Origin of the sequence: Psychromonas sp. MME1, from assembly GCF_041080865.1 — a bacterium.
Lineage (GTDB): Bacteria > Pseudomonadota > Gammaproteobacteria > Enterobacterales > Psychromonadaceae > Psychromonas.
Genome location: NZ_CP160906.1, coordinates 1202578 through 1218885 on the forward strand (window position 1 = coordinate 1202578; position 16308 = coordinate 1218885).

The following is a 16308-nucleotide window of genomic DNA, read 5'->3' on the forward strand; positions in this document are numbered from 1 at the left end:
TATCCCTATTTTCGACAACACTCTGACCGCGCATTTTTTGGTGAATTTGCATCTCTAACGGTGATGGGTATATATTATCACCATGACCGATTATCATATAACAGAACATCGCGACTCAAAAGTGTGTAAAGCCCCCTGCGCCTCTTTACCGATGTTTGCTTACACTTCGCTGAACCGTTGTAATGTCCCTGCCTATATACTAGGCAGTCATACATATCAACAGCACCCGATTGCACTCTCTATCGATTGTGTTACGGCGTTACATCACGATTTTTTCAACGCATTAGCGAACATAACAAGTAAAGAGGTACGCGCGCTACACTTTCATCAATATATGTGTTCAGCGTTCCTATTAGGCAAAAGTGATGAAGCAGGTTTTACACCACAAACCGGTTCTATAAAACGCGATAAAGCCGATTACCTTCGTCTCTTACGGGGTTGGATGTTTAATGCAGAAGGTGTCGAAGCGGCTGTGATGAAGCGCTGGGTTGAATCGCGTTTTGGACTGCTTACCCTTAACCACAATGGCCTACTCAACGATCCAAACTGTATCATTAACCGTGCCTATCAAAGCGACTATGTCCGCGGCCTATATAACAGTAATGCGTTAGAAGCGCAGTTGGATTTACTCTATACCTATTGCCAGTACGAACTTCAACGTATCCTACCTTTAAATACACACTACTTATTATATCGCGGAGTTAACCACCTTGAACAGCACCACAAAATAGGCAATATTAGCGACAATCAACCACTGTTATTACTAAATAATCTCAATTCATTTACTAGTGATCGTGATTTTTCTGGCACCTTCGGGGATGTCATTCTTGAGACTCAGGTTCCTTATAGCAAAATACTTTACTTCCCAGAACTGTTGAACGGCGTACTGAAAGGTGAAAATGAATATTTAGTGGTTGGAGGAATCTACCAAACGACAATAACTCGATAACCTTCCTCGATTTATATACCCATGTTAACTAACGACTAAATCTTTTTGCTGATAGACAAGAACATGCGATACTTCACATATTATAGCCAATCCTATAATTATCTATGCATTAATGGTTGTTAAAATAAATTCTAGTTTCGTCATATATTTTCAATTAAAACAACCAATTGTAGTAATCCATGCCTCGTTAATATGCATTTATTTCTACACATAAATAATTTATATAATTAAAGGGATTACTATTACATTTTGTATCGATAAAACATTCAAACGCCAGGAATAATATGGATAAACCATTACAAAAACAGCTTACCGCTTGGTTAAAAAAACAGAAAAAGATATGTGGTTTTTACCTAAATCTAACCGTTATTTTCGGCCTGTTGAGTGGTTTTGCATTAATATTGCAAGCCTATTTAATCTCTACAATTTTACATGGCATTATCATTTTAAACCTGCCTAAATCTGAATTTAATGACGCGTTTATAGGGTTGCTAGCCCTACTTCCAGTACGCGCACTACTGGCATTTGCTCGTGAAAGAAGCTGTTTTGAAGCAGGTAAACGACTCAGACAGCATATCCGCCACGCTGTACTTAATAAACTTAATGAATTAGGGCCCGCGTTTGTAAAAGGCAAACCTGCTGGCGCATGGGCGACCATTGTGCTTGAACAAGTGGAAGATCTACATGATTTTTATGCCCGATATTTACCACAAATGTTACTGGCTGTTTTTATCCCGTTTTGCATTTTAATTGTCGTTTTTCCTGTCAATTGGACAGCGGGATTGATTTTACTTTGTACCGCGCCACTGATCCCGATATTTATGGTGCTTGTTGGCATGGGCGCAGCTGACGCCAATCGAAAAAATTTCACCGCCCTCGCTAAATTAAGCGGACATTTTATGGATCGTTTGAAAGGTTTAAAAACCTTGAAATTATTCAACCGTGGTGAAGCAGAAGGAAAGGAAATAGAAGCAGCATCTGAGTCGTTTCGTCAAAAAACCATGGAGGTACTACGTATTGCCTTTTTAAGCTCCGCTGTTTTAGAATTTTTTGCAGCCATCTCTATTGCCTTATTAGCCATTTACTTTGGATTTAGTTTCCTAGGACATTTTAGTTTTGGTGATTATGGTGCAGGCTTTAGCCTATTTGCGGGAATGTTTATATTAATGCTCGCACCTGAGTTTTATCAACCACTACGTGATATGGGTAGCCATTATCATGCTAAAGCACAAGCGATTGGTGCTGCACAAGAGCTAATGAGTTTATTAGAATACAAAGTAGAAAATAATCCTCAAGCAACAACGAGCAATGAACAGATCCCAGCTGTAGACTGGCAAAAAAGCGTCGATATTATTGCTAACGATTTCTGCGTACAAAGTCATACCGGAGTCACCCTTGCTGGCCCACTCAATTTTCAACTTAAAAGCGGGCAACATATCGCCGTAGTCGGCCCAAGTGGAGCAGGTAAAAGCAGCCTAATAAATGGTTTATTAGGCTTTCTACCCTATCAAGGGTCACTAACCATTAATGGGATTGAATTAAAAGAAATCCCCATCTCACAGTGGCGTTCTCATTTAGCTTGGCTTGGCCAAGAGCCTCAGCTTTTTCATGGCACAGTACGTGATAATATCGCTATGGCTAATCCGAACATGAGCGATGATAAAATCTTCTCTCTATTAACAAAGGCGCAAATAGCCGATTTTATTGAGCAGCAACCGCTTGGATTAGACCATCCCATTGGTGAACAAATGAGTGGCGTTTCTGTGGGACAAGCGCAGCGCATTGCATTAGCCCGAGCACTTGGACAAGAGGCTGCACTTTTTTTACTCGATGAACCAACGGCTAGTTTAGATAGACATAGCGAACAAGCCGTACTTGCTGCATTACATTCGGCCACCAGCGGTGCCAGTAGTTTAATGGTCACCCACCGCATTGATCAATTACAAAGGGTAGATACTATTTGGGTGTTAGAAAAAGGCCGTATTGTACAACAGGGAAGCTTTACAGCATTGCAAAATAGCGCAGGGTTATTTAAACAAATGCAAGAAGATGAACAACAAGCAAATACGGAGCATCATTCATGAGAGCCTTACTGCCCTTTATAAAATTATTTAAACATCAGTGGCTAATGATGATATTAGGCTTATTTTTAAGCATTGTGGCTTTAATGGCTGCCATTGGCCTGTTGTCACTCTCCGGCTGGTTTTTATCCGCCTCTGCAGTGGCAGGGTTAACAGTTGTCAGCGCACAGGCTTTTAATTATCTAACCCCTGGAGGTGGTGTTCGCTTTCTATCAATCGTACGCACCGGCAGTCGCTACGGTGAACGTTTAACAACCCATGAGGCAACTTTCAAACTACTTACGCAACTACGCGTATGGGCTTGGCGTAAAGTATTGCCGCTAAGCGCGTCCAATATGCAAGGCGTTAGACAAGGTGATTTACTTAATCGGCTAGTTGCAGATATTGACACCTTAGATCACCTCTATCTACGTTTAATTACCCCCATGTTGGCAGCATTAATGATGCTTGCTGGCTTATATCTGTTTGTTGCTTGGATAGATGCGCAAATCGCGCTCATTTTTTGTGCCAGTCTCCTGCTCATGTGGCTTATTTTACCGTGGCTATTCTATTATCTAGGGCGAAAACCTGGCGTACAGGAACTAGAAAAAAGACGTATTTTACGCGTACAACTATTAGAGTTTGTACAGGGATTAGCAGAGATCTCCCTGTTTGCCGCACATGACCGTTTCCGTAAAAAAATAGCAGACTCTGAAGATCAACTTTTAGCAAGCCAAGCAGCCATCGCTAATATTGTCGCCTTTAGCCAAGCCGCCTTGATCCTATTACATGGCGGTATTGTCGTACTTGTACTTTATATTGCATCTTCTGGTATTGGCGACCAGCAACCGCCGGGACCTATGTTAGCAATGCTGACATTTATGGCACTCGCCTGTATTGAAATGCTGATGCCTATTGCCGGTGCTTTTCAACATTTATCATCTTGTATTAATGCCAGCAAACGCGTTAATGAATTAGTAGAGCAAACCCCTGACATTGTATTTAATCAAGGTAATCAATATGCCATAAAAAGCGGTAGCATTACCCTCAAGGATATCTGTTTTTCATATCCCGACAGTGAAGAAATAATTAAAGGGATCAATTTATCAATAAAAGCAGGGGAAAAAGTCGCATTGCTGGGCCAAACAGGTTGTGGTAAATCAACCCTTCTATCACTAATTACAAGAGAATGGGAAGCGAGTTCGGGTTGCCTACTAATAGATGAACAGCCTATTAATCAATATAGTCAGGCAGCGCTGAGCAAGGGACTCTCTATCGTGAGTCAGCGAATCTACCTATTTGCTGGCACATTACGTAGCAATTTAACGCTAGCACAACCCGATTTAGTTGAATATTCAACCTTTACGGAGCAACAACAGGCTCAAGCGGAAAATGACAAACGCCTTATTGAGGTATTGAGAAAAGTTGGCCTTTCTATACTAACAGAAGGAGAGAATCCACTTGATATCTGGATAGGCGAAGGAGGCAGACAGCTTTCCGGCGGTGAACAAAGGCGTATTGGTGTTGCACGTGTCTTGCTACGTAATGCACCTATTTTACTGTTGGATGAACCAACGGAGGGGTTAGATAAGCGTACTGAACGTGAAATTCTCTCTGTACTGCTCGCATTTGCCAAGGATAAAACCGTTTTAATGATCAGTCACCGATTAACCGCAATGAGTGCAATGGATAATATTCACTTGATGGAAAATGGCGTATTGCGTGTATCAGGAGAGCATGCTGAGTTATTAACAAAAGATGCCTATTACGCCAGTCTTTATCAACAATTAAATTAGCGCATATTAATAATGACCGTAATCTATTTGGTTACGGTATAGCCCTAGATGCACTTCACATACATCTACTTGCGCCTATCAATAAACAGTTCGGTGATATCACAAAGAAGTGTGATTCACCAGTTCATCTTACCACTGAGGCCCCCCTATATTCTACTCAAAAAAAAGACTACTGCTTTTGTTATGAAGCAAGGCCACACCTCAGTTATGAGGACTGTGAAAATTAAACAACTGATCAAAATATCGCTTTTTTGGATTGCATTAACCCGTTAATGAGAGCAGAAAACAATTCAAAAGTTTGAAATTAGACGTTAGATTAAATTAAAGTGATAAAGAAATGACATAAGTCAAGGGAAAGTAAAAAACAGACTGCTAAATATTAGATGTCTGACCATAATTACTCAAGCCTGTAGGCAGTGTACAAATAAAACATTACTACTCAGTTAAAACGGAGTTAATTATGACTACAATTATTCATATCAGCGACCTCCATATTCACGGCTCTAATAAACACCCCGACAACATAAATGCAAAGACACTTGTAAGCTACATTATGAAAAACTATGCAAGTCAACCTATTACAATTTTAATTACTGGTGATATCACAGATGATGGTAGTGAGGAACAATACGAAAATGCTCTCAATATATTAAAACCATTAGTAGAAGCTAAGTTTACTGTATTACCAACACCAGGTAATCATGATTATGGATACAAAGGAAATATCTACACTGAAAAATCACAGCAATTATTCCAAGAATACATGCTAGCAAAACTCATTAACCATAAAGAAGCAGAAAATCCATCAATAAAAATGGAAAATATCTACCCTATGATAACTGAGATAGATGACACCATTTTTATTGGAGTAGACTCGGTTGTAGGTAATGAAAATCAACTGCTTCACTTTGCGAGCGGAGAAGTAGGAGAGCCACAAAGAATAGCAATTGACAAACTATTAAAAAAATACCAAGGAAATAAATCTATTGTTGTCTATTTTCACCATCACCCTTTCGATTGAAAATTTGGGATGGAAATGGATGATGCTAAGAAATTATTGCGCATGCTAGCCTCAAGAGTGGATATCCTTTGCTTTGGACACGATCACAAATCAGAAGCTTATAACGGCCAATTTGATATTGATTGGATGCTGGCTTCTGGAAAATCGACTGAGCAAACCCCTCATGACAGATTACAGTTTCGTGAAATTATATTAAGGCATAACTTAACATCTGTCGCACTCACCTCCTTTTAATTGTGACATTCAGTAAGGGCGATGATCAATCGATACTCGCCCTAAGAGGGCAATAACATGACAAAATATATCTATAATTGCCACACTCATATATTTACCCATAAACACATACCCGACCGATATTTCTATTTAGGTTTTGTAAAAGCTGCACGGATTAAATGGCTAAGAAAAATCATTCAAACTGTGATGAAAACTATTATTCCATTTTCTGAAAATGATTTGGCACATCGATATGCAGGATTTGTAGAAACAGCTTATCGCGATACACAACAAGAAAATGCAGATGCACTAATAAGTTGTTACAAACAATACCCTAATATGAAATTTATAGTTTTGCCCATGGATATGGAGTTAATGGAGCGAGGAAAAGTAAAAGAAAATATTGATAAACAACATAAGGAGCTAGTCGAACTTTGTAACGACGAGAAATATCGAGATAAATTAATACCGTTTGCACACATAGATCCTAGGCAACCCAATGCACTATCAAAATTAAAAGAGCTTGTTGAACAAAATGGGATTAAAGGAGTGAAAATATACCCACCTTTGGGCTACCGCCCTGATCACCCTGTGCTCATCAATGATATTTATCCATACCTCATGCAAATGAACCTTCCATTAATGGCACATTGTGCAAAAGGGGATGTTTATCAGGGCTATCGACGCTTTGCCAAAAATAGAAAAGCTGCGCTCGAATATATGAACCCAATACATTACATAGAAATATTAAAAAAATTTAAAAAATTAAGAATATGCCTTGCACACTTTGGCAGTGATAGTGACTGGCAGAGCATCAGTACCTCAAGTATTAACCCCAAAAATCCAGACCATTGGCATAGCATCATAAAACAGATGATAAACAGCAATCAGTATCCAAACCTTTTCACTGACATTAGCTACAGTTGTAGTGCAAAATCTAACAACCTAAATGTGCTAGCTAATATGATGGAAGAAGAAGCCCCGATAAACTCGCGTATTTTATTCGGTACCGACTTTTATATCGCAACAAGCAATAAAATTAAAGAAAACGATATAACAACCAATATCCAAGATAAATTAAATCCAAAACACTTTGATTTAATAACACGTAAAAATCCAGAAACATACCTTTATGGCAAGTAAAAATTGTGTCTAGTGACAGGAGAAGAATATGAGTGATATTAATAGTGTATTTGAAGCAATTAGCCTATATCAAGCCCATTATTCACAAGTTGACAAACTGTGGGATTATTTCAGCGTAGTTTCAATTTCAGTTGCAGGCTTCGTTATAGGGAGTCAAAAAGCAACGAAAAGCTTCAAGGAAGCATTAATAATTGCTGTAGCCTATCTAGCATTTTGTATTGGCAATAATTTAGCATTAACAAATGGACAAAAGCAGTTACAGCAGCTAGCCCAAATTGCAATAGATTTAGGTAAGGAAACTGGGATAGATGTTTCAGCTTTAGCGCCATTATCGACCTGTCATGTAGCTACCTTTCAAATATTAATTGCTTTATCTGTTTCTATAGGCGTGTTATTCATTGCATTCTTACGAAGAGAAAAAAATAATTTAGAATAGACATGCAGTAGCACAGTAATTTTGCCCGGCTAAAGAAAGGTAAATAAATTGACCGAAGCATCCTGCATTAGCATATTTTGTAATCAGATCACACTTATTTACATTCAAAAAATAATAACTTGTAACTCTATTTTTTAGTGTTACTTTATCCACACATACAATTCACAGGCCATCAGCCTGATTAGTATTAATGAAATGCTTCCTATCAGGAAAGTTTCATGGCCGGCCGCCATTACTAATCGATATAAGCAATCTGCTATATAGTGATTTGAAATTGGGAGTAGTGCGTTATGCCTACTTGGTTCGTTTACAGGAAGCCATACCTGTCATACGGCATCAATTTTAAATTGGGATCACTATGCCTATAAAAAACCAAGCACCGAAACAATCTTCAAAAAAGCACTACGAAAACATCTCTTTTGAAACACTAGCAACAAGCTGGTTACTCAACGATGGGTGGGAAGTATACGAACCTAAAATTGACCACGGAATGAAAACTGATTTACTCATTGCAGACGGTCAAAAATATTATCGTATTCAAATTAAAACTCTAGAAAGTAACAACGAAGATGTGGTAGTACAAAATATGTGGGGATGCAAATATCGATTTTGTGATTTACTTTTCAAAACATGACAACTGGGGCTACCTAGCCAAGCCGTTTCCACAAAGAAGTAAACCACTAAAATCAGAAGACCATATTAGATTTCACAAACACCCTAAGCCCTTTGCAAAAGCGTTTGAAGCTATTTAGATTATTCAAGGCCGTCATCATTGACGGCCTTTCTGCATAAAGAAAAAATAGTCAATCAACTACTCAATGGCTATCAACACAAGCAATGCAATTACCTAAGTGATCAGAGTGTTATTCAAGCTGAATCACTATAAGCGCTTAAACAGACACTGTAACGGAATTGCTAAAACAAACAGAACCGCAAGCGATATTTTCGTTAAGGTGTTGGTAATACCAATTACAGTAAATAGCTGCTCTATAGCACATACTTAATGTAATTGGTATAACCAGATGCACATCATTGCACAATAGGTTATTAATGAGTTACGTTTGCTAACTGTTATTTTTATGGTCGAAACTACCCTATTCGCATCCCCTTTGGAGCAGATAATAAAGGTGATGAAGACGGAAAGTCTTAAAAAGGCGCAACGGGTGATAAAGCAATTGTCTAACGACGAGACTCAATTTATAGGTGACACATGGACGCAAAGCTATTTGCAAAATTAGTTAAAGAGATAAAAACAGGTAAACAATTACCCGATGCACTCTACCTGCATAAAGACGCGTTCTCCGAACTGCCTAACACGTTAAAGGGCTTTATTCCCGCCGTTGCTAAAGCCTTAAGCATCGATGAAAACGATTGGCATTTAGTAAAGTTATTTAAAAAAGACTTTCGCTTATCACTGCTCAGTTATCCCGGGTTTTACACTGATTCCTATCCTGCACTGCACAAAAGTATTAACGTTGATTTAGGTAAGTTGTCTCATCGCATTACCGACTATACAAAATCTGACAATCCACCCATTTTGCATCGTAAAGAAACCATGGTCTTAGAAGATAACCCTCATTACGAACATTTTATTCAATTAACCAACGAGGGGGAAAATGCGGGTTATATGAAAACACGCGCATAATCGGTTTCAAACAATCATGGCTTAACTTAATTAACCGCCATGGTTATGAGCTCGTTGATGGCAGGTTATTTCGTTGTTCCGCAGTTGCACAAACAGAAAGTGAAAACAGTATTGATTGCCACAAAACCGCGATTGTTCGCCATGAACTCTCAGCCCCCATGAAAACGCTCGCTAAAAGTGGATTTTTAGCTGGTGATCACACCGTATTTGATTACGGTTGTGGCCGTGGTGACGACTTAAGAGAGCTAGAAGCACACGGTTTAGATGCAATGGGGTGGGACCCAAACTTTCAGCCAGATAACGACAAAGTCACTTCTGATATTGTAAATATTGGTTTTGTACTCAATGTGATCGAAGATCAAGATGAACGGTTGGCCGCTTTACTCGGCGCTTGGGAGCTAACCGAGCAGTTTTTAGTGGTTTCGGTGATGCTGGCGAACGAAACCTATATAAACCAATTTACCCCCTACAAAGATGGCGTGATCACCTCTGAACACCTTCCAAAAATATTACGCACAAAGTGAAATAAAAAGTTACATCGAGCGCCACTTAGATGAAATGGCTGTGACCGTAGCCCCCGGTATCTTTTATATATTCAAAGACAAAATTGCAGAGCAAAATTACTTACAGAGCCGATATAAACGCCATCACAGTTGGAAACAACTCACCGGACCAGCGCCCGTTGATACACGCCTATTACAAAAAGACAAAGCCAAACTACTAATCACCCAAAACCAAGCGCTTTATAATGACTTTTGGCAACGCTGTTTACAGCTTGGGCGCATTCCAGCGAATGAAGAGTTTATACAAGCAGAACAAGTAAAAGCATTAACAGGCTCATTCAAAAAGACCTTTTCACTGCTTGAAGAGCTTTACGACACTTCAGAATTTGAACAAGCTCAGCATAAACGCAAAGAAGATTTACTCGCCTACTTTGCTATCAGTTTGTTTGAAAAACGCAAACCCTACACCCAACAACCAGAAAACCTAAAGCGCGATATAAAAGCATTGTTTGGCGAATACAAAACGGCAATAAACCTTGCAACAGAGCTACTGTTTGCCATTTCCGATATTGAGTTGATTGAACAGCAATGTATTAAAGCGCACCAAAGCCTACCAGCAAGTGTGATGAACCAAGGCCACTCACTCATATTACACAAACAGTTTTTAAGCGAGTTACCTCTCTTATTACGTGTTTATGTTGATGCAGCATTACAAATGTACGGTGAATTAGATGACGATATCGACCTAGTTAAAATCCATATCACATCAGGTAAAGTCACTCTCACAGGTTATGACGACTTTCAAAACAAAGCAGTTCCCTTCCTAAAAGAGCGCATCAAAATCAAAATGGCTGATCAAGATATCGATTTTTTTGATTACATTAATGAAAATAGAAGACCACCACTGCTTAACAAAGGTGCTTATATTGATGAGAGCTTTGATAATTACAAAAAACAGCTGAGTTTTGATAAGCGGTTAGCCAAATTACTTGGCTTTGAACAAAACGTCGATATTTTAATTTCAAGAGGGACTTTTGAAAACCAATTAGCGATTATAAATAGAACAATTGCAGGATATACTATTAAACAGGGAGCTGTATAAAAACCCACCACGCAACCACATAACGTAACCAAACGGCAGATTTAACGTTTCACTTGACATTTTAATGTCAAATCTTGACGAAAACAGTGCTTTCATCCTTATTTTTTTATAGAATATCTAACTTTCCAGTTATACCAATAACATCTAAACAGCAATTAGTACGTTAAATATAACGCGCTATACTTATTATTACGTCAAACTTAACGTAGGAGGTATATTATGAATAACTCTCAAGATGGTTACTGTTTTTCTTTCCCTGCTGTAAGTGGTATGCAAGCTGGCAAGCCTTTCTACCTTGCGACCTGTCCGTTAAACACTATTCCCAAAATTTTTGTATTCGATGAAGAAGAAGTACCGCCTGAACTACGCGCTCAACGTACTCTGAATAAATCACGTATTCCCGAAATGGCACGTTATCTTGCAGAAAATCGAGATGATTATGTTTTTTCAGCGATTACCGCTTCTGTAGCGTCCTCTATTAAATTCACAGAGGTAGGTCTCTCTGGGTTAGGTACGTTAAGTATTCCAATGGATGCACAAATACTTATCAATGATGGGCAACACAGACGAGCAGCCATAGAAGCCGCTTTAAAAGAAAATCCAGATTTAGGTCACGACAACATTGCGGTTGTCTTTTTTGTTGATGAAGGCTTAAAACGTAGTCAGCAGATGTTTGCAGACTTGAACAAACATGCAGTGAAACCAAGCCCATCACTCGGTGCTTTATATGATCTACGTGATGAAAGTGCTGATTTAGCAAGGTACCAAGCGCAACATATAAAACCCTTCGTTGGTTTTACCGAGATGGAAAAATCTAGCGTTAGCTCTAAAAGTAGCAAGCTGTTTACGCTAAGTAGCTTAAAACAGGCCAACAGAGCGCTAATGGGTAAAGGTATGAAAGATGGTTTCAGTGAAGAAGAGAAAGAGCTATCTAATGAATACTGGCAAGCAGTATTTGATGCGACACCAGAATGGCAGATGGTATTAAACAAAGAGATTTCCCCATCTCAATTCCGTCAGGAGTATGTGCACGCGCATGGCGTAGGTTTGCATGCTTTAGGCTCTCTTGGTTGCGCATTATTAACGGCTAAACCGAATGACTGGCAACAAACAATTAAAAAACTTAAAGACGTTGATTGGCGTAAGTCTAACCCGCAGTGGGCACAACGTAGCATGTTGCATGGCAGACTTAGCAAAGCCTCAACCAATATAATACTCACCACCAATGCGCTAAAAACGGCATTAGGTTTGGCGTTAACGCCCGATGAGCGCACCTTAGAAAACAAACATATAACAAAAACAGAGGCATAACATGGCTGATCTATTTAGAGCCGATGGCCTAGACGAAGAGCAAGTTGACTATATTGAAAACGAATTCTTTGCTGGTTTTAAACGCTATAACAATCACAACTCATTACCAGAGCAGTTAAATCAATATAATGCGCTTGAAGATAATTTAAAAAATACAGTAAGCGCCAACCTATGTAGAGAGTTATTACGTGAAGAGAAAAACCATGATGGCTTTACCTTAAAACACTTTATCAAAGATGTGCAAAACGTCTATTGTGCAGACAACCGCCCGTGGGTGATTGGTTACAGTGGCGGTAAAGACTCATCAGCCGTGGTGACATTAATCTATTTAGCATTATTGGCGCTGGATGAAGATAAACGTACAAAAGAGATTTACGTCGTTGCCTCTGACACATTAGTTGAAACACCACTAGTTATCGACCATGTAAACAAATCATTAGAGAGCATTGCTAATCAAGCTCGACGTGATAACTTACCGATCACTACCCATAAAGTATTACCAAAACCAGATAAAACCTTTTGGGCGTGTTTATTGGGTAAAGGTTACCCAGCGCCAACGCAGAGTTTCCGTTGGTGTACAGAGCGAATGAAGATTGATCCAGTGAGTGACTTTATCACTGATAAAGTCGCAAAATACGATGAAGTGATAGTGGTATTAGGATCTCGTAGTCAAGAAAGTGCCTCACGTGCTCAGGTGATTGCAAAACATAAAATTGAAAATACACGGTTAGCTCGTCATACCACCTTAGCGAATGCATTTATCTATACACCAATCGATACTTGGAGCATGGATGATGTTTGGAAAATCTTACGTGCCTGTAGTTTAGAGGTAACGATCTCCCCTATGGGCATTGGTAAAAAGTGGTTAAATAAATACGATCTAGAGTGGGAAAATCCGTGGGGCTCAAAAAACATGACCCTATGGAATCTATACAAAGATTCATCAGACCAAGGTGAGTGCCCAATGGTCATTGATGATAGCACCCCCTCTTGCGGTAACTCTCGTTTTGGTTGTTGGACATGTACGGTAGTGAACAAAGACCGAGCAATGGAAAGCTTGATTCAAAATGGCGAAGAGTGGATGCGTCCATTACTTGATTTTAGAAACATGCTTTCTGAAACAGGTATTCCTGAGAACAAATCTAAATACCGTAACTTCAAAAGACGTACGGGTAAAGTAAGCTATCAACGTGCTAAGAGTGACGAAGAGTTAACGATTGACCGTGCTCATATTCCTGGCCCATATATGATGAAGTTCCGTAAAGAATGGTTAGCACATCTATTAACCCAAGAGAAACAATTCAACGAAGATGGTTACAAAGTTACCTTAATCACCCAACCTGAACTACATGCAATTCGCCAAGAGTGGTTAAACGACCCCAATGAACCAGATTGGGCTGATTCACTGCCTAAAATCTACCGTAGTATTTATGGTAAAGACTTAGATTGGATAATCAACGACAATAACAACTTTGGTGAAATTGAAGCGCAGATTCTGCATGAATTAGGTGCTGAACATGATGTTTCTGCAGAGATGATTCAAAAGCTACTCGACCTTGAAATCTCATTAGAAGGATTAAGTCGCCGTACTGGTGTGTTTGATAAAATCGGCACCCTACTAAAACAAGACTGGGGCACGCTGGAAGAGATTAAAGAGAAGCATCATAACCTGCAAAGTAAATCAGACTTTGATGTACATAAAGATCAAATCAGCCAATACGAAGCAGAGCTTGCTAAATTAGAACAACAAAGCAAGGTGGATATTTAATATGATCATCAAGAGCCTTATTGTAAATAACTTTCGCGTATTTCGTGGCGTTCACGAAATCGACCTTGCACCACGTACAGAAAAAAAAATAGAATCAGCAAAGCCAATCATTCTGTTTGGTGGTTTAAACGGTGCAGGTAAAACCTCCATATTAAGTGCTGTACGTGTTGCATTGTATGGTCGTATCGCCTTTGGCCGTGGTTTATCGACACCTGAATACCAAAAAGAGCTAGATGCTCTCATTCATCGCGGTGTGGGCGTTTCTGATAACAAATCATCTATCGAGTTAGTATTCAACCATAGCCATAATGGTATTGAAAGCGAATACAAAGTAACCCGCGCTTGGGAGCGCGGTAAAAGAGATAAACTGACGCTTGAACAGAACAGCAAAGAGCTTACCCAATTAAATTACGACCAATGCCAAAGCTTTTTAACCGAGCTTATTCCAACGGGCATTGCAGACCTGTTCTTCTTTGATGGCGAGAAAATTGCAGAGTTAGCAGAAGATGAATCGGGTCAAGTATTACAAACAGCAGTAAGACGTTTACTCGGTATTGATGTGGTTGAGCGTTTACGTAGTGACTTAGCCATTTACCTAAAACGTCATCATGCTGCAGCGATGCCAGCAAATATTCAAACACAAATTGCCAAGCTAGATAAAGCACGATTAAATGCTGAACATGAAGCAGTGGAACTCACTAATCAAGCCTCATTAAGCCGTGCAAAAATAGATTTAGTCGCTAAAGAGATTGATAACGCAGAATCTGAACTGTCATCTCGTGGTGGTGCTTGGGCAAGTAGCCGAGAGCAAGAGAAAGCTAAACAACTAACGCTAGATGCTGAACGCAAACAGCTTGAGAAAACAGTGCGCAGTGAAATAGAGGGTGACCTGCCCTTCTCCTTTGCACCTAAAACACTACAAAAGCTGTTAACGCAACTTAATGAAGAGAAAGCAACTAAACAAGCAAATAGCTTTAACAAAGAGCTAACAGCGTTTATGACCGAGTTAACTTGGAAGCTGAACGCTGAAATGAGTGATGCAACAACTGCTATCGAAACGATTGGAAAATGTTTGCATGATTGGGAATCAAATCAGCATAATACCGAGATAAAACTCGACATCTCAGACCGTGAATTGAGCCAAATAGAAGCGCAAATCAATGTGCAATCTCCCGTTTCGTTTAATCGCTTTGATAAAGCACGCCAACGTTTAGCAGAAGTTGAAGAGGATATTGCAGCCCTGTCAGTCAACATTGCTCGAGCACCAGAGCAAGAGCAACTTGAGATACAGTTGAATAACGTTAAAGCGTTAACTAGCAAACGTACTAAAGCGATTTTAGAGCATAAAGAGAAAACAGAAGCAGCAAAACGTAAATACCGTGAAGCAATTGAACTCGCACGTAAAATTCAGAAACTACACGATAAACACAAAGTTGCCTTTAATGCTGAAGCCTCGTTAAGCAATGCACAAAATGCGCACATCATGTTGGCTGACTTTAGTGAAAAACTTACTGCAGTCCGTGTTAAACAGCTAGAAGCTGAGTTTATCAAAAGCTATCAGAAACTAGCCCGCAAAGACGATTTAAAGCTTTCTGCACGTATTAACACAACAACCTTTGATGTTGAACTGATTGATGACAAAAAGCATGCCATTAGCCGTAAAGCGCTATCAGCGGGTGAAAAGCAGATTTATGCGATTTCTATTCTTGAGGCGCTAGGTAAAACATCGGGTAAAAAACTACCGATTATTATCGATACACCATTAGGTCGTTTAGACTCAAAACACCGAGATAAACTGATTGAGCATTACTTCCCAGAGGCAAGTCATCAGGTGATTATTCTATCAACTGATACCGAGATTGATGAAAGCTACTTTAATAACACCCTCTTTAAAAATGAAATTTCTCACGCCTTTGAAATTCAGTTTGATGGTGCAACCAAATCATCAAGCCTGAAGAGGGGTATTTCTGGGAACAGAAATCAAAAGCTGCATTGGAGGTAAATTAAGATGCTACCCAATAGAATGAACCTAAATAGAACCACTGAAGAGCAGCTAAAGAAACTGAAGCAGTTTACGGGTATTTCACCGAATGTCTCTTCACGTATCGCCTTTTACCGCTCTATCGAGTCTGACTTTAGATACTCAGTGGAATCTGCGAAAAAGCTAGACGGTAGCTTGGTATTAGATAAAGTGACGTGGTTGGGTGATACCCAATTAGTAACTGAGCTGACGTTAAAACTCACCTACCCTGAGTTAGATGAAAAAGAGAAGATGGCCGCCTGGGCGGCACATGTTGAAGATGGGATTGCTTCGTTGAGAAATCATAAAAATTTTGTTCATTTAGCATTAGCTATTTAAAA

13 protein-coding genes and 1 pseudogene are annotated in these 16308 nt (G+C 39.4%); all 14 read left to right on the forward strand.

Annotation, left to right across the window (positions count from 1 at the left end; genetic code table 11):
* The first annotated feature begins 82 nt into the window (after window positions 1-82).
* Window positions 83-949, forward strand: coding sequence for an NAD(+)--dinitrogen-reductase ADP-D-ribosyltransferase (locus tag AB2N10_RS05645; RefSeq protein ID WP_369434465.1), 867 nt, complete (start codon window positions 83-85; stop codon window positions 947-949).
* A 284-nt stretch (window positions 950-1233) separates the two neighbouring features.
* Window positions 1234-3033, forward strand: a complete 1800-nt coding sequence (gene cydD / locus AB2N10_RS05650) for a cysteine/glutathione ABC transporter permease/ATP-binding protein CydD (protein WP_354625273.1) — start codon at window positions 1234-1236, stop codon at window positions 3031-3033.
* Window positions 3030-4805: a cysteine/glutathione ABC transporter ATP-binding protein/permease CydC gene (gene cydC, locus AB2N10_RS05655; RefSeq protein ID WP_354625272.1), complete on the forward strand. Its 1776-nt coding sequence runs from the start codon at window positions 3030-3032 to the stop codon at window positions 4803-4805. The genes cydD and cydC overlap by 4 nt, the downstream gene beginning before the upstream one ends.
* A gap of 460 nt (window positions 4806-5265) precedes the next feature.
* A complete protein-coding gene (locus tag AB2N10_RS05660) occupies window positions 5266-5826 on the forward strand; it encodes a metallophosphoesterase (RefSeq protein ID WP_369434466.1) in 561 nt (186 codons plus the stop codon).
* Between the two features lie 15 nt (window positions 5827-5841).
* Window positions 5842-6060, forward strand: a complete 219-nt coding sequence (locus tag AB2N10_RS05665; protein WP_369434467.1) for a hypothetical protein — start codon at window positions 5842-5844, stop codon at window positions 6058-6060.
* 57 nt (window positions 6061-6117) lie between these two features.
* On the forward strand, window positions 6118-7182 hold the full coding sequence (locus AB2N10_RS05670; protein WP_369434468.1) for an amidohydrolase family protein: 1065 nt from the start codon (window positions 6118-6120) through the stop codon (window positions 7180-7182).
* Window positions 7183-7210: 28 nt separating this feature from the next.
* Window positions 7211-7618, forward strand: coding sequence for a hypothetical protein (locus tag AB2N10_RS05675; protein WP_354625269.1), 408 nt, complete (start codon window positions 7211-7213; stop codon window positions 7616-7618).
* 358 nt (window positions 7619-7976) lie between these two features.
* Complete coding sequence (locus AB2N10_RS05680) at window positions 7977-8252, forward strand: hypothetical protein (protein ID WP_369434469.1); 276 nt, start codon at window positions 7977-7979, stop codon at window positions 8250-8252.
* Between the two features lie 576 nt (window positions 8253-8828).
* A complete protein-coding gene (locus tag AB2N10_RS05685; protein WP_369434470.1) occupies window positions 8829-9263 on the forward strand; it encodes a hypothetical protein in 435 nt (144 codons plus the stop codon).
* Between the two features lie 158 nt (window positions 9264-9421).
* Window positions 9422-10868, forward strand: a pseudogene (locus AB2N10_RS05690) (DNA phosphorothioation-associated putative methyltransferase).
* Between the two features lie 219 nt (window positions 10869-11087).
* Window positions 11088-12179 (forward strand): DNA sulfur modification protein DndB, encoded by a 1092-nt coding sequence (dndB, locus tag AB2N10_RS05695; protein ID WP_354625266.1) that lies wholly within the window; start codon window positions 11088-11090, stop codon window positions 12177-12179.
* 1 nt (window position 12180) lies between these two features.
* The gene (gene dndC / locus AB2N10_RS05700; protein WP_354625265.1) at window positions 12181-13947 is read left to right on the forward strand and encodes a DNA phosphorothioation system sulfurtransferase DndC; all 1767 of its coding nucleotides are present in this window, start codon (window positions 12181-12183) and stop codon (window positions 13945-13947) included.
* A gap of 1 nt (window position 13948) precedes the next feature.
* Window positions 13949-15949 carry a DNA sulfur modification protein DndD gene (dndD, locus tag AB2N10_RS05705; RefSeq protein WP_369434471.1) on the forward strand — a complete coding sequence of 667 codons (2001 nt, stop codon included), beginning with the start codon at window positions 13949-13951 and terminating at the stop codon, window positions 15947-15949.
* Between the two features lie 6 nt (window positions 15950-15955).
* The gene (gene dndE, locus AB2N10_RS05710; protein WP_354625263.1) at window positions 15956-16306 is read left to right on the forward strand and encodes a DNA sulfur modification protein DndE; all 351 of its coding nucleotides are present in this window, start codon (window positions 15956-15958) and stop codon (window positions 16304-16306) included.
* The last annotated feature ends 2 nt before the right edge of the window (window positions 16307-16308 follow it).

Excerpts from the sequence above, each read along its gene's own strand:
- AB2N10_RS05645 (WP_369434465.1), top strand. The coding sequence starts at position 83 with ATGACCGATTATCATATAACAGAACATCGCGACTCAAAAGTGTGTAAA.
- cydD (WP_354625273.1), top strand. The coding sequence starts at position 1,234 with ATGGATAAACCATTACAAAAACAGCTTACCGCTTGGTTAAAAAAACAG.
- cydC (WP_354625272.1), top strand. The coding sequence starts at position 3,030 with ATGAGAGCCTTACTGCCCTTTATAAAATTATTTAAACATCAGTGGCTA.
- AB2N10_RS05660 (WP_369434466.1), top strand. The coding sequence starts at position 5,266 with ATGACTACAATTATTCATATCAGCGACCTCCATATTCACGGCTCTAAT.
- AB2N10_RS05665 (WP_369434467.1), top strand. The coding sequence starts at position 5,842 with ATGGATGATGCTAAGAAATTATTGCGCATGCTAGCCTCAAGAGTGGAT.
- AB2N10_RS05670 (WP_369434468.1), top strand. The coding sequence starts at position 6,118 with ATGACAAAATATATCTATAATTGCCACACTCATATATTTACCCATAAA.
- AB2N10_RS05675 (WP_354625269.1), top strand. The coding sequence starts at position 7,211 with ATGAGTGATATTAATAGTGTATTTGAAGCAATTAGCCTATATCAAGCC.
- AB2N10_RS05680 (WP_369434469.1), top strand. The coding sequence starts at position 7,977 with ATGCCTATAAAAAACCAAGCACCGAAACAATCTTCAAAAAAGCACTAC.
- AB2N10_RS05685 (WP_369434470.1), top strand. The coding sequence starts at position 8,829 with ATGGACGCAAAGCTATTTGCAAAATTAGTTAAAGAGATAAAAACAGGT.
- dndB (WP_354625266.1), top strand. The coding sequence starts at position 11,088 with ATGAATAACTCTCAAGATGGTTACTGTTTTTCTTTCCCTGCTGTAAGT.
- dndC (WP_354625265.1), top strand. The coding sequence starts at position 12,181 with ATGGCTGATCTATTTAGAGCCGATGGCCTAGACGAAGAGCAAGTTGAC.
- dndD (WP_369434471.1), top strand. The coding sequence starts at position 13,949 with ATGATCATCAAGAGCCTTATTGTAAATAACTTTCGCGTATTTCGTGGC.
- dndE (WP_354625263.1), top strand. The coding sequence starts at position 15,956 with ATGCTACCCAATAGAATGAACCTAAATAGAACCACTGAAGAGCAGCTA.